General features: G+C 51.4%; 12 protein-coding genes. 3 read left to right on the top strand and 9 right to left on the bottom strand.

Annotated features, from left to right (window positions below; translation table 11 throughout):
* Positions 1-23: 23 nt before the first annotated feature.
* From acnA to topA, 5 genes are all read right to left on the bottom strand, one after another.
* On the bottom strand, positions 24-2,699 hold the full coding sequence (gene acnA, locus IB196_RS10325; protein ID WP_182290423.1) for an aconitate hydratase AcnA: 2,676 nt from the start codon (positions 2,697-2,699) through the stop codon (positions 24-26).
* A 303-nt stretch (positions 2,700-3,002) separates the two neighbouring features.
* Positions 3,003-3,170 (bottom strand): hypothetical protein, encoded by a 168-nt coding sequence (locus IB196_RS10320; RefSeq protein ID WP_188231657.1) that lies wholly within the window; start codon positions 3,168-3,170, stop codon positions 3,003-3,005.
* Between the two features lie 3 nt (positions 3,171-3,173).
* On the bottom strand, positions 3,174-3,335 hold the full coding sequence (locus IB196_RS10315; protein ID WP_149691970.1) for a YmiA family putative membrane protein: 162 nt from the start codon (positions 3,333-3,335) through the stop codon (positions 3,174-3,176).
* A gap of 290 nt (positions 3,336-3,625) precedes the next feature.
* Positions 3,626-4,600, bottom strand: a complete 975-nt coding sequence (cysB, locus tag IB196_RS10310) for an HTH-type transcriptional regulator CysB (protein ID WP_005126442.1) — start codon at positions 4,598-4,600, stop codon at positions 3,626-3,628.
* 208 nt (positions 4,601-4,808) lie between these two features.
* Complete coding sequence (gene topA / locus IB196_RS10305) at positions 4,809-7,406, bottom strand: type I DNA topoisomerase (RefSeq protein WP_040233192.1); 2,598 nt, start codon at positions 7,404-7,406, stop codon at positions 4,809-4,811.
* 398 nt (positions 7,407-7,804) lie between these two features.
* On the opposite strand from topA, the gene IB196_RS10300 reads away from it, so the two are divergent.
* Entirely contained in the window at positions 7,805-8,056 is a 252-nt protein-coding gene (locus IB196_RS10300) for a YciN family protein (RefSeq protein ID WP_003020616.1), read from the top strand.
* Between the two features lie 108 nt (positions 8,057-8,164).
* Here IB196_RS10300 and sohB read toward each other — a convergent pair whose 3' ends face one another.
* A complete protein-coding gene (gene sohB / locus IB196_RS10295; protein ID WP_005126438.1) occupies positions 8,165-9,211 on the bottom strand; it encodes a protease SohB in 1,047 nt (348 codons plus the stop codon).
* A gap of 221 nt (positions 9,212-9,432) precedes the next feature.
* On the opposite strand from sohB, the gene IB196_RS10290 reads away from it, so the two are divergent.
* Both IB196_RS10290 and cobO read left to right on the top strand, forming a co-directional pair.
* Positions 9,433-10,194: a YciK family oxidoreductase gene (locus tag IB196_RS10290; protein ID WP_003843987.1), complete on the top strand. Its 762-nt coding sequence runs from the start codon at positions 9,433-9,435 to the stop codon at positions 10,192-10,194.
* The gene (gene cobO / locus IB196_RS10285; RefSeq protein WP_005126437.1) at positions 10,191-10,781 is read left to right on the top strand and encodes a cob(I)yrinic acid a,c-diamide adenosyltransferase; all 591 of its coding nucleotides are present in this window, start codon (positions 10,191-10,193) and stop codon (positions 10,779-10,781) included. The genes IB196_RS10290 and cobO overlap by 4 nt, the downstream gene beginning before the upstream one ends.
* A gap of 83 nt (positions 10,782-10,864) precedes the next feature.
* Here the strand turns inward: cobO and rluB are convergent, their stop codons facing one another.
* From rluB to rnm, 3 genes are all read right to left on the bottom strand, one after another.
* Positions 10,865-11,740, bottom strand: coding sequence for a 23S rRNA pseudouridine(2605) synthase RluB (gene rluB / locus IB196_RS10280; RefSeq protein WP_005126435.1), 876 nt, complete (start codon positions 11,738-11,740; stop codon positions 10,865-10,867).
* Positions 11,741-11,840: 100 nt separating this feature from the next.
* Positions 11,841-12,461: an L-threonylcarbamoyladenylate synthase gene (locus IB196_RS10275; RefSeq protein WP_005126434.1), complete on the bottom strand. Its 621-nt coding sequence runs from the start codon at positions 12,459-12,461 to the stop codon at positions 11,841-11,843.
* A complete protein-coding gene (gene rnm / locus IB196_RS10270; protein WP_040233197.1) occupies positions 12,458-13,336 on the bottom strand; it encodes an RNase AM in 879 nt (292 codons plus the stop codon). The genes IB196_RS10275 and rnm overlap by 4 nt, the downstream gene beginning before the upstream one ends.
* Between the last annotated feature and the right edge of the window lie 146 nt (positions 13,337-13,482).

Genomic DNA, 13,482 nt, shown 5'->3' with positions numbered 1-13,482 from the left:
GCTTCCGCAGGCTTTTTTATAATTTAATTCAACATGTTACGAATAACATAGTGCAAAATACCATCGTTTTGGTAATAGGTCAGCTCTGTCGCGGTATCAATACGACAGCGACACGAAATCACCTCTTTTCGCCCATCCGCGCGGACCATATTCACCGGGATAGTCGCTCCCGGTTTAATGTTTTGTAAGTCCGTAATATCAATGACCTCCTCCCCGGTTAACCCCAGGGTTTTACGTGTAACTCCCTGCGGAAATTCCAGAGGCAGGATCCCCATGCCAATCAGGTTAGAACGGTGGATTCGCTCAAAGGACTCGGCGATTACTACGCGAATACCCAACAAACGCGGGCCTTTCGCAGCCCAGTCCCGACTGGAACCCGACCCATACTCCTTACCGGCAACAATCGCCAGCGGGGCCTTCTCTTGCTGGTATTGCATGGCGGCGTCATAGATAGCCATCACTTCTGTACCCGGCAAATGACGCGTCATCCCCCCTTCCACACCCGGTACCATTTCGTTACGGATACGGATATTGGCAAACGTACCACGCATCATTACTTCGTGGTTTCCGCGACGAGAACCGTAGGAGTTAAAATCTTTACGCTCAACACCGCGGTTTTGCAAATAACGCCCGGCTGGGCTATCTGGCTTGATGCTCCCCGCAGGAGAAATATGATCGGTGGTGACGGAATCCCCCAGCATCGCCAGGATACGTGCACCATGGATATCCTGTACCGGGTCCGGCTTCGCCTGCATACCATCAAAGAACGGTGATAAACGGATGTAGGTTGAGTCCGACTGCCAGCCATAGGTATCTGCGCGATCAACATGAATCGACTTCCATTCCGGCGTGCCTTCGAACACTTCGGCATACTCTTTATGAAACATCTCGGTAGAGACCTGCTCCACGGCACGGGCAATTTCCTGCGCACTCGGCCAGATATCTTTCAGATAGATAGGATCGCCGTTTCTGTCATGACCCAGCGGATCTTTCGTCAGGTCAATATTCATATTCCCGGCCAGCGCATAAGCCACCACCAGCGGCGGAGAGGCCAGCCAGTTTGTCTTCACCAGCGGGTGGATACGCCCTTCAAAGTTACGGTTACCGGAAAGCACCGCCCCTACCGTCAGATCACCTTTTTTAATCGCCGTTTCTATAGGGTCGGGTAACGGGCCAGAGTTGCCGATACAGGTAGTACAGCCATAACCAACAAGGTTAAAACCCAACTCATCAAGGTACGGCGTCAGTTTTGCCTGCGCCAGGTAATCAGAAACGACTTTTGACCCAGGCGCCAGCGACGCTTTCACCCACGGCTGGCGCTTCAGACCAAGCGTGACCGCTTTTTTCGCCAGCAATCCAGCCGCCATCAGGACGCTGGGGTTGGAGGTGTTGGTACATGACGTAATCGCTGCAATCACCACAGCACCATCCGGTAGCTGATATTGATGACCGCTCATGACATAGTCGACCGGCTGACGATCTTTTTGCGAGCTATTCACTTCAAGTTCATTACTCGCGGCGAATGCTTTCGGCACATCACCCAATGCGACACGATCTTGTGGACGCTTTGGCCCAGCCAGGCTGGCTTCCACAGTGTCCATGTCCAACTCCAGTGAACTGGTAAACACAGGCTCATCACCTGGGTTACGCCACATCCCCTGTGCTTTAGCATAAGCACCGACTAATTCAACCTGCTCTTCACTACGCCCACTCAGACGCATGTACTCAAGAGTTACCCCGTCAATCGGGAAAAAACCGCAGGTTGCACCATATTCCGGCGACATGTTAGCAATGGTCGCCCGGTCAGCGAGCGGCAGGCTGTCCAACCCATCACCATAGAACTCAACAAATTTACCGACCACGCCGTGCTTACGCAGCATCTGGGTAACAGTCAGAACCAGATCGGTCGCGGTGATACCTTCCCGTAGTTTACCAACCAGTTTGAAGCCCACGACATCCGGAATCAGCATTGAAACCGGTTGCCCCAGCATGGCGGCCTCTGCTTCAATCCCTCCGACACCCCAGCCCAGCACACCGAGACCATTAATCATTGTCGTATGGGAATCGGTGCCAACCAGCGTATCGGGGTAAGCCACCCACTCACCGTCCTGTAATTCGCTCCAGACGGCTTTACCGAGGTATTCAAGGTTAACCTGGTGGCAAATCCCCGTCCCCGGCGGCACGACGCTAAAGCGACTAAATGCTTGTTGTCCCCATTTCAGGAACACATAACGCTCATGGTTACGCTCCATTTCCAGTCGCACGTTCTCTTCAAAAGCATCATCGTCACCAAAACGATCGACCGTAACGGAGTGATCAATAACCAGATCAACAGGTGAAAGCGGGTTCACTTTTGCTGTATCCCCGCCAAGGCGTTTAACCGCTTCGCGCATGGCAGCCAGATCGACCACTGCCGGCACGCCGGTAAAGTCCTGCATGAGAACGCGAGCGGGTCGGTAGGCAATTTCGCGATCGGCATGCGCCGTTTTCAGCCATTGCGCCAGAGCATGAATATCTTCTTCGGTAACAGAATCACCGTCCTGCCAGCGAAGCAGATTTTCCAGCAATACTTTTAGTGATTTAGGTAAACGGGTGATATCACCCAGTGATTTCGCGGCCAGCGGCAGACTGTAGTAGCGGTAGGTTTTATCTTTAACCTGCAATGTGTCCTTACTGGCTTCTCGTAGGGTAGACGACATAGCTCCTCCTTAAATGACAGGGTTGGATCCCCTGATTTTCCTCAGGGTTAGTATTAAAGATAACACAAACAAAATGTAACGCTTTGATAACAACTCAAATTGATAAACGAGGAGAACGACAAAAGGTAACAAACTATGCACGTGGCGGGGAATAAGATTGAAATACGGTAAATGAACGGACCCGATACATCGATGCAACCGACAATACGCTGTTTAGCTGGCGTACTACGATTGCGCTGTGATTATTCATACTGAATTCAATCAGCATGGTAATACTTATTATTATAAAAAACGTATTGCTTGTTATTCTTGCTTATCATCTTCAATAAACAGATCAATAAATGCCCGTTGCTCGGGTGAAAGATCCCACGAAGCGGGAATATCCTGCTTTTTGTCTACAACGGTTTCATTCTCTTGCTCATTATTATGATGAGCAGGTGTAACAGTGGACTTTTGTTCCTGTGTGGACATCAGTTACCCCCAGATTTTCCAGACCACCAGAGCAACCACGATCCAGAACACGGCGGAGCCCAGAAACACGGTGAACCATGCTGTACGTTTCATCGCGGGATCTCTGCGCGCAGGCTGGTTTCCAGAAGGCATTGCTAACCTCATACTATCGAAATCACTTATCATTTAGGCACCAAACAATCGGTACAATCAATCATCAGATAGGAGGAATCCTAATAAAAACGTCCTGAAAAAGCCAGATAATTTTCGAACCCAGCTTTATAAATAACTTAATTGTTTGATCGGTTATAAATATTTGAAAGAGATTTTGGCAGGGTTACTCATTTGAAACTACTTTGAAGAATGTTTTCCATAAATAATATAGGGATAATAGACAATTAAAAAATCATGAATACATTCAACGACCCCGCTGGTATGGCTGGAGAACCAGGATACCAACGAGGCAACTTCCGTTATTATTTCTCTGGCAATTTAATATCTTTGAACATAGCTTCAATGTCATCGTTGGAACGCAACGCCACCGCTGTATCCACCACATCGCGTGTCAGATGCGGTGCGAAACGCTGAATAAAATCATACATGTAGCTGCGTAAAAACGTGCTACGACGAAAACCAATTTTAGTGGTACTGTGACTGAAAATATCATGAGCATCAACACGCACCAGATCCGGATCAGAGATAGGATCCACTGCCATGCTGGCAATCACGCCCACGCCCAGCCCAAGTCGGACATAGGTTTTTATCACATCAGCATCGGTTGCGGTAAAAACAATACGCGGCTCAAGACCCGCGCGATTAAACGCAGTATCCAGTTCTGAGCGCCCCGTAAAACCAAAGGTGTAAGTCACCAACGGATATTGCGCCAGCTCTTCAATGGATACAGAGGCTTTGCCCGCCAACGGATGGTCTGGCGTAACAACAATCGAACGGTTCCAGTGATAGCATGGCAACATCACAAGATCATCGTACAAATGCAATGCTTCCGTCGCGATGGCAAAATCAGCATTCCCCTTCGAAACAGCCTCGGCAATTTGCGTCGGCGATCCCTGATGCATATGCAACGAAACGCGAGGATAACGCTCAATAAAACCTTTAATCACGTTGGGCAGCGCGTAACGCGCCTGGGTGTGCGTGGTGGCGATATACAACGAGCCTTTGTCGGGCCAGGTATGTTCACCAGCAACCGATTTAATGGCATCCACTTTAGACAAGACTTCGCGGGCAATACGAATAACTTCCTGCCCTGCCGGAGTCACCTGCGTCAGGTGCTTACCGCTACGGGCAAAAATCTGGATGCCAAGCTCATCTTCCAGCATACGAACTTGCTTACTGATCCCTGGCTGGGAGGTATAGAGTCCTTCGGCCGTTGAGGAGACATTAAGGTTGTGGTTTACCACCTCAACGATATAGCGAAGCTGCTGTAATTTCATGTTAAGCCATCCAGAATTGTGCCATCAGAACATCGTTTAAAAGCAGACTCACACGCGCTGCTAATACGATTTAATAATAAAAAGCCTGTCAACTATAACCACTATATCATTTATATGTTCGCTGTATAGGGATGACAAAAAATAATACGCCAGAAACAAAAAGGGCCGCTTACGCGGCCCTTTGAGGAGAAATTCAGCCAGAATGCTGTTATTTCTTCCCTTCCACCCATTTACCGTCAACGAAGAACGCGGACCAGCCGGTCGCCTTACCGTCTTTCTCAGCGGCAACGTACTGCTGCTTGGTTTTACGGCTGAAGCGAACCATGGACTTGTTGCCGTCCGGATCTGTTTGCGGAGCATCTGCCAGATAGCGCAGTTTTTCCGGTAGACGATCGCGGAAACGGTACAATTCTTCCACCAGCGGCGCACGGGTCTCACGTGATTTCGGGAACGTATTTGCCGCGAGGAAGATACCTGCAGCACCATCACGTAACACGAAATACGCGTCAGATTTCTCACACGGAAGTTCCGGCAACGGAACCGGATCTTCTTTCGGCGGAGCGACTTCACCGTTACGCAGGATCTTACGGGTATTTTTGCACTCGTCGTTGGTACACGCCATGTACTTGCCAAAACGCCCCATTTTCAGGTGCATTTCAGAGCCACATTTCTCGCACTCAACGATAGGACCGTCATAACCCTTGATGCGGAACTCGCCCTCTTCAATCTCATAGCCATCGCAGGTCGGGTTATTACCACATACATGCAGCTTGCGCTTAGGATCGATAAGGTAGCTGTCCATCGCCGTGCCGCATTTCTGGCAGCGACGTTTGGCGCGCAGAGCGTTGGTTTCCGCATCGTCGCCTTCCAGCACGTTCAGCACTTCGTTTTCCGGCACCAGATTAATGGTGGTTTTGCAACGCTCTTTCGGGGAAAGCGCGTAACCGGAACACCCAAGGAATACACCGGTGCTGGCGGTACGGATACCCATCTTGCGTCCGCATGTCGGACAATCAATGCTGGTCAGTACCATTTGGTTCGGACGCATGCCGCCTTCTTCAGGATCCTTCTCGGCTTTATCCAGTTGCTGAGTAAAATCGCTGAAGAAGTTGTCGAGCACACCTTTCCACTCGGCTTCGTGATTCGCGACCTGGTCGAGGCTGTCTTCCATCTGCGCGGTAAAATCGTAGTTCATCAGTTCGCGGAAGTTTTCTTCCAGACGATCGGTGACGATTTCACCCATTTTTTCTGCGTAGAAACGACGGTTCTCCACGCGCACATAACCGCGATCCTGAATCGTAGAAATGATCGACGCATAGGTAGATGGGCGACCAATACCACGCTTTTCAAGCTCTTTAACCAGCGACGCTTCACTGAAGCGCGCAGGCGGTTTAGTAAAGTGCTGTGCTGGCGTCAGTTCAATAAGCGTCAGCGTATCGCCTTTTTCTACCGCCGGTAAAATGCGATCTTCATCGCCCTTACGCAGCGCTGGCATTACTTTCGTCCAGCCATCGAAGCGCAGAATACGACCGCGCGCCTTCAGACGGAAATCACCCGCGCCCACGGTCAGCGTGGTGGAGTCGTATTTGGCTGGCGTCATCTGACAGGCAACAAACTGGCGCCAGATCAGTTGATACAGTTTTTGCGCATCGGCTTCCATATCTTTCAGCGATTCCGCCTGTACGGCGACATCGGAAGGACGGATAGCTTCGTGCGCTTCCTGCGAGTTCTCTTTGCTGGCGTACTGGTTCGCGCTCTCCGGCAAATATTTTTTGCCAAAATTATCGCTGATGTAATCGCGAACCATCGTCACCGCATCCTGGCTCAGGTTGGTTGAGTCAGTACGCATATAAGTGATGTAACCCGCTTCATACAAGCGCTGCGCCATCATCATGGTTTTCTTCACACCGAAGCCCAGACGCGTGCTGGCGGCCTGCTGTAGCGTGGAGGTGATGAACGGCGCGCCCGGCTTGCTGCTGGTCGGCTTATCTTCTCGTTCCAGAACGCTGTAGCGCGCTTTTTCCAACAGGCTAACGGCAGCAAGCGTTTGTTCCCGGTTGACCGGGCGGAACGGTTTATCATTCTGATGCGTCACCTCAAGCGGTAACGCGTCGCCGCCTGGCGTGGTGGTGTTGGCATCAATCTCCCAGAACTCTTCTGGAACAAATGCTTTGATTTCGCGTTCACGCTCAACCACCAGACGCACAGCAACCGACTGTACGCGGCCAGCTGACAGACCGCGCGCAATTTTTTTCCACAGCAGCGGCGACACCATATAGCCCACAACACGGTCCATAAAGCGGCGCGCCTGTTGCGCATTGACACGGTCGATGTTCAGTTCGCCAGGTTTTTCAAACGCCTGACGAATAGCATTTTTGGTAATTTCGTTAAACACCACACGGCTGTAGCGGGTGTCATCGCCGCCGATCACTTCCCGCAGGTGCCACGCAATGGCTTCCCCTTCGCGGTCAAGGTCGGTTGCGAGATAGATGTGGTCGGCTTTTTCAGCCAGTTGCTTCAGTTCAGAAACCACTTTCTCTTTACCGGGCAGCACTTCATAGCGCGCATCCCAGTTGTGCCACGGGTCAACACCCATACGATTGACGAGAGCGCCACGTTCATCCTTTTTGGGCTTTTTAGCCGTTTTGGTGGAGGTTGAGTCGGCGCTCTTTTTAGTTGCTGAGCCACTGGTCGGCAAATCACGGATATGACCGACGCTGGATTTCACCACGTAGTCATTACCCAGATACTTGTTGATCGTTTTGGCTTTTGCCGGGGACTCAACGATGACAAGAGCTTTACCCATATTCACCTTTACCTAATTTGATTCTTCCAGAATGCGTCGCACGTTGATTCACCTTCCACTGGCGACGAGACATCGATATGGTCTCTACGTCTGCGGATATCAACCCCTTAAACTGATTCGCGCTTGCAATGTAACTCTCATATAACTGAGTTAACAGGCTTTTTTGCTCACAAACGCTATAGCACGACGAAGTATTGGTCGAATGTCAAGCAAATCTGTTGCCAGATTGACGAAAGCGTCACACTGTACCTGATAAAATGCGTTACGCAACTTTATTAGCATGCAAAAACAAATCTCGCCAGTTGTAACACCGTCGTAAAACCTTCATTTATGTCAGGGAATATTTGCCCATAAGCGGGGCTCAGCGTAGACTAATGTCCTTGTTTAAGGAGTAAATCATGCATAAAGACACTCAACCCATCGATCGCGAAACACTGCTGATTGAAGCCAACAAAATCATTCGTGAGCATGAGGACACGCTGGCGGGGATTGTCGCCACCGGTGTTACGCAGCGAAATGGCGTACTGGTTTTCAGCGGAGATTACTTTTTAGACGAGCAAGGGCTACCGACGCCTAAAAGTACGGCTGTGTTTAATATGTTTAAACACCTGGCACACGTACTTTCTGAAAAGTATCACCTGATCGATTAACGCAAGAAATCATTTGCCGGATGGCGGCGCTGCCTTCTCCGGCCTACGATGCTCTGAACCTGTAGGCCGGATAAGATGCGTGAGCATCGCCATCCGGCAATTGCAATTTTACATCAGAGGTTTCTGCCCCCGCTGCCACCAGCGCATCAGCAAACGGTCAGCGCTCTCCGCCGCACTACCGGTAAAACGGTCCATCAGTTTTTTACGCTGCAGGTAACGTACGTTCAATACCTCACGGCCCTCCATCAACCCGAGGATCACCTCATCGCTGGTATTGATCTCATCCACCAACCCGTTTGCCAGCGCCTGTTGACCAAACCAGTGTTCACCCGTGGCAACCTGCTCAATGTCCAGAGTCGGACGCATGCGCTGCACAAAATCTTTAAACAGATGATGCGTTTCGTTCAGATCTTCACGGAATTTCTGCCGCCCTTCTTCCGTGTTTTCACCGAGTAAGGTCAACGTACGTTTATACTGTCCGGCGGTGTGCAGTTCGATATCAATATCTTTCCCTTTCAGGAAACGGTTAAAGTTCGGGATCTGCGCTACGACGCCAATAGAGCCGACGATAGCAAACGGCGCCGAGACAATTTTATCCGCCACGCAGGCCATCATATATCCGCCGCTGGCAGCGACTTTATCTACCGTGACGGTTAGCGGGATCTGCTTATCACGCAGGCGTTGTAACTGGGACGCAGCCAGGCCATAACCATGTACCACACCACCCGGACTTTCCAGACGAACCACCACTTGATCCTGAGGTTTAACAACCGCCAGCACAGCCGTCACCTCTTCGCGTAATGCGCTGACCTCATGGGCATCCATACTGCCTTTAAAATCAAGCACCCATACACGAGGTTTATCTGATGACGTACTGTCACCCAGTTTCGCTTTTGCCTTAGCCGCTTTCGCCTCCAGCTTATGTTTCTTTTTCTGCGCCTTGTGCCAGAGTTTTTGCTGATGCCCATCTAACAGGGCCAGCGACAGGTCTTCCTTCATCTCTTTATATTGATCGCTGAGATTAATAACCCGCAATTCTCCACGCTGACGTTTGCGTTGTGTCGCGTTCACAATCAGCATGACAATGACCGCAATAGCCACCACAACAGTGGCAATTTTTGCCAAAAACAGCACATATTCAGACAACAATTCCACAAGACCCACCTTGGTTAAACAACGCGACTTCCGCTCAGTGTACAACAGGCGTGTCACCTCGTCTTGCTTCATACATCCAGTGCTGTATCAGTAAAAAGCATGACAAAGCGTTCATTTTGCGGTGTTATTGCCTTTGGCTGATTGAAAAAGTACAGGGTTTAAGGCATAAAGCCCAAAAGTTATCGCGAACGAGATATCCAGGACGTCGCCGAGGAGTAGCCGTGCATTACCAACCTAAACAAGACCTTCTACAGGGCCGCATTATTCTTATCACCGGTGCCAGCGATGGTATCGGACGCGAAGCCGCGCAGACCTATGCGCGCTATGGCGCGACGGTTATCCTGCTTGGGCGTAACGAAGAAAAACTGCGTCAGGTTGCCCGCACTATCGCCGATGAAAACGGAACACAACCACAGTGGTTTACACTGGATCTACTGACCTGTACCTCTGAAGAATGTCACCAGCTTGCGCAGCGCATTGCTGCACATTTCCCGCGTCTGGATGGCGTACTGCATAACGCCGGATTACTCGGCGATATTTGTCCAATGAGTGAACAAAACCCGCAGGTCTGGCAGGATGTGATGCAGGTAAATGTAAATGCCACTTTTATGCTGACTCAGGCATTGCTGCCGTTGTTACTCAAATCCGATGCCGGATCGCTGGTCTTTACCTCTTCCAGTGTCGGTCGCCAGGGACGCGCCAATTGGGGAGCATATGCCACCTCAAAATTTGCGACCGAAGGGATGATGCAGGTTCTGGCTGATGAGTATCAAAACCGTCATCTGCGCGTAAACTGTATCAATCCTGGTGGGACGCGAACTGGCATGCGAGCCAGCGCATTCCCAACGGAAGATCCGCAAAAATTGAAAACTCCCGCCGATATTATGCCGCTCTACCTGTGGCTGATGGGCGATGACAGCCGCCGTAAAACCGGTATGACTTTCGATGCCCAGCCGGGCCGTAAACCAGGAATTGCCCAATGAGTGAAGAACGCTATCAACAGCGCCAGCAGCGCGTAAAAGACCGGGTTGACGCCCGTGTTGCCGCAGCGAAAGATGAGCGCGGAATTATCATCGTGTTCACTGGTAATGGTAAGGGAAAAACCACCGCCGCGTTCGGTACCGCCACGCGCGCGGTGGGTCACGGGAAAAAAGTCGGCGTGGTGCAATTTATTAAGGGCACATGGCCAAACGGCGAAAGAAACCTGCTCGAACCTCATGGTGTAGAATTTCAGGTGATGGCGACCGGGTTTACCTGGGAAACACAGAATCGTGAAGCTGACACCGCTGCCTGTCTGGCCGTGTGGGAACACGGTAAGCGGATGCTGGCCGATCCTGAGCTGGATATGGTTGTGCTGGATGAACTGACGTATATGGTGGCCTACGACTACCTACCGCTTGAAGAGGTGATCAACGCCTTAAATGCGCGCCCAGCCCAGCAAACGGTCATTATTACTGGTCGAGGATGCCATCGCGATATTCTGGAGTTAGCCGACACGGTCAGCGAGTTGCGTCCGGTCAAGCATGCTTTTGAAGCGGGCATTAAAGCCCAAATGGGGATTGATTACTAACAGCAGGCCGGATAAAGCGCTTGCGCCGCATCCGGCTCCACGCTAACGCCTGATGGCGCTTCGCTTATCAGGCCTGCTCATGATTAACTGTTGTTGCTGCGCCCACCCGGACGACGGCTGCTGCCGACCTGAGAGTGACGTTTCACCGCACGGCGGATCTGATTCGCTTTCATGCGACGACGGTCTTTCTCAACAGCGACTTTAGACGTGGTTTCCGGTTTCAACTCCACCAGTTCACGCAGATAGTTGGTCTGCGCAAGATCAAGCTCTGTCCAGCCACCACGCGGCAGGCCTTTCGGCAGTGGGATATCACCGTAACGGACACGGATAAGACGACTAACCTGCACGCCTACCGCTTCCCACAGGCGACGAACCTCGCGGTTGCGGCCTTCAGTCAGCGTGACGTTATACCACTGGTTGATCCCTTCACCACCGCTAAACTTGATGGTTTTAAACGCCGCCGGACCATCTTCCAGCTGTACGCCACGGCTCAGATCGCGCAGTTTAGCATCGTCAACCTGACCGAACACACGCACCGCGTACTCGCGTTCAACTTCACGGCTCGGGTGCATCAAACGGTTCGCCAGTTCACCATCAGTAGTAAACAGCAGCAGACCACAGGTATTGACGTCCAGACGACCAACGGCAATCCAGCGTGCATCGCGCAGTTTTGGCAGGCGATCAAATACGGTCGGACGACCTTCCGGGTCGTTACGGGTACACAGTTCACCTTCTGGCTTGTAGTAGGCCAGAACGCGGCAGATTTGTTCTGCAGATTCTTTCACCGAAATAAGATGACCGTCGATACGGATTTTCAGACCCGGTGTCACTTCAACGCGATCGCCGAGCGTGGCAATTTTGCCATCAACGCTCACGCGACCCGCGGCAATTATGGATTCAATTTCACGGCGAGAACCGTGGCCAGCGCGCGCCAGCACTTTTTGTAACTTTTCGCTCATAGAGCTTCCTTTAGATGTCGCCTTCACAGGCGTCGAACAGGAGAATCAACGGCGCCAGTCAGCGCCATTTTAAGGCCGCGTAGTATAGCGGTTCGCGCCCTTATAAGAAAGGTTTAACGTCACCAACACCTTCGCGCAATACCACCGGGGAATCGTCGGTTAAATCGATGACCGTGGTCGGCTGTTGGCCAAGATATCCACCATGGATAATCAAATCCACCTGTTTCTCCAGACGGTCTTTAATTTCTTCCGGATCTGACTCAGTAAATTCACTGCCCGGCAACATCAGTGATGTGGAGAGCATCGGCTCGCCCAGCGCTTCAAGCAGCGCCAGTGCAATCGGGTTCGAGGGTACACGCAGGCCGATGGTCTTACGTTTTTCCTGCAACAAGCGGCGCGGAACCTCTTTTGTCCCCTTCAGGATGAAGGTGTAGTTGCCCGGCGTGTTGTTTTTGATCAAACGGAAGGCCACGTTGTCGACAAACGAATAGGTCGACAATTCGGACAGGTCACGGCACATCAGCGTAAAGTTGTGCCCGTCCGGCAGGTGACGGATGCGGCAAATGCGCTCCATTGCACCTTTATCTTCAATTTTACAACCCAACGCATAGCCGGAATCGGTTGGATAGACGATCACCCCACCTTTCCGCACGATATCAACGGCCTGGTTGATCAGTCGCTGCTGCGGGTTTTCGGGATGAATATAAAAAAACTGGCTCATACTTTCCTCTCTGTGGTCTCGGGCTGTTCCCAAAGCTGCCAGACGCCTTCTACGCCTGCGGGCAGCCATAGTTTACGACCCAGTTCAATCCACGGGCAGGGTAGATGAAAATCCGACCCTTGCGATGCCCACAGTTGATGCTGACGCGCAAGCGTCGCCAGATGGGTTCGTTCATTGGGAGACTGCTGGCACTGTGCCACCTCCATCGCGTCACCGCGATGTTCAGCAAAATGCGCAACCAGTCTTTTCAGCCACTTAGCGCTAAGATCGTACCGCCCTGGATGAGCCAGAACTGCCTTACCGCCAGAATGATGAATGACATCAATAGCTTGTTCTATTGTACACCACTGTGGCGGAACGTAACCGGTTTTCCCACGGGCAAGATATTTTTTAAAGACATCCGCCATGGTTGTGGCTTTGCCACATTCCACCAGGAAACGCGCAAAATGCCCACGTGTAACCGCCCCGCCATCGGCCAGTCGCAGCGCCCCTTCCCATGCGCCGGGAATGTGCGCTTTGTCGAGCCGTTCAGCAATCAGGCGCGCGCGCTGCTGGCGACGTTCCGTCTGTTGCGCCAGAAAGTCGCGCATCACTGGATGCGCGATATCAATGTTCAGACCCACTATATGGATCTCATGATTTTCCCAGACCGTTGATATCTCAACGCCAGAGATCAAATTTAACGCTAAACCTGAACGTGAAATTTCTTCTCTTGCCGCCGCAATACCCGCCGTGGTGTCATGATCGGTGATCGCCAGTGTACCGACTCGCATCTCTACCGCACGGTGTACTAAGGCTTCTGGCGTTAATCGCCCATCAGAAGCTGTCGTATGGCTGTGCAGGTCATAAATCACTGCGTAATTCGTGTCGCTCAAGGCGGCTCCCGTTTCAATAAATGTCGTAACACGCCCATCATAGCGGTTTCGACAAATATACTGAAATCAGGTGTTGACTTTACTCCATCGAACTAGTTAACTAGTACGCAAGTTCACATGAAGAAGGTATCTGAGATGAAAACAAC

The sequence above is a fragment of the Citrobacter sp. C6_1 genome, assembly GCF_014596835.2.
GTDB lineage: Bacteria > Pseudomonadota > Gammaproteobacteria > Enterobacterales > Enterobacteriaceae > Citrobacter > Citrobacter pasteurii.
This window is presented reverse-complemented; position numbering and strand designations above follow the sequence as displayed.

Excerpts from the sequence above, each read along its gene's own strand:
- topA (WP_040233192.1), bottom strand. The coding sequence starts at position 7,406 with ATGGGTAAAGCTCTTGTCATCGTTGAGTCCCCGGCAAAAGCCAAAACG.
- cobO (WP_005126437.1), top strand. The coding sequence starts at position 10,191 with ATGAGTGAAGAACGCTATCAACAGCGCCAGCAGCGCGTAAAAGACCGG.
- IB196_RS10320 (WP_188231657.1), bottom strand. The coding sequence starts at position 3,170 with ATGTCCACACAGGAACAAAAGTCCACTGTTACACCTGCTCATCATAAT.
- IB196_RS10315 (WP_149691970.1), bottom strand. The coding sequence starts at position 3,335 with ATGATAAGTGATTTCGATAGTATGAGGTTAGCAATGCCTTCTGGAAAC.
- acnA (WP_182290423.1), bottom strand. The coding sequence starts at position 2,699 with ATGTCGTCTACCCTACGAGAAGCCAGTAAGGACACATTGCAGGTTAAA.
- cysB (WP_005126442.1), bottom strand. The coding sequence starts at position 4,600 with ATGAAATTACAGCAGCTTCGCTATATCGTTGAGGTGGTAAACCACAAC.
- rluB (WP_005126435.1), bottom strand. The coding sequence starts at position 11,740 with ATGAGCGAAAAGTTACAAAAAGTGCTGGCGCGCGCTGGCCACGGTTCT.
- IB196_RS10300 (WP_003020616.1), top strand. The coding sequence starts at position 7,805 with ATGCATAAAGACACTCAACCCATCGATCGCGAAACACTGCTGATTGAA.
- IB196_RS10275 (WP_005126434.1), bottom strand. The coding sequence starts at position 12,461 with ATGAGCCAGTTTTTTTATATTCATCCCGAAAACCCGCAGCAGCGACTG.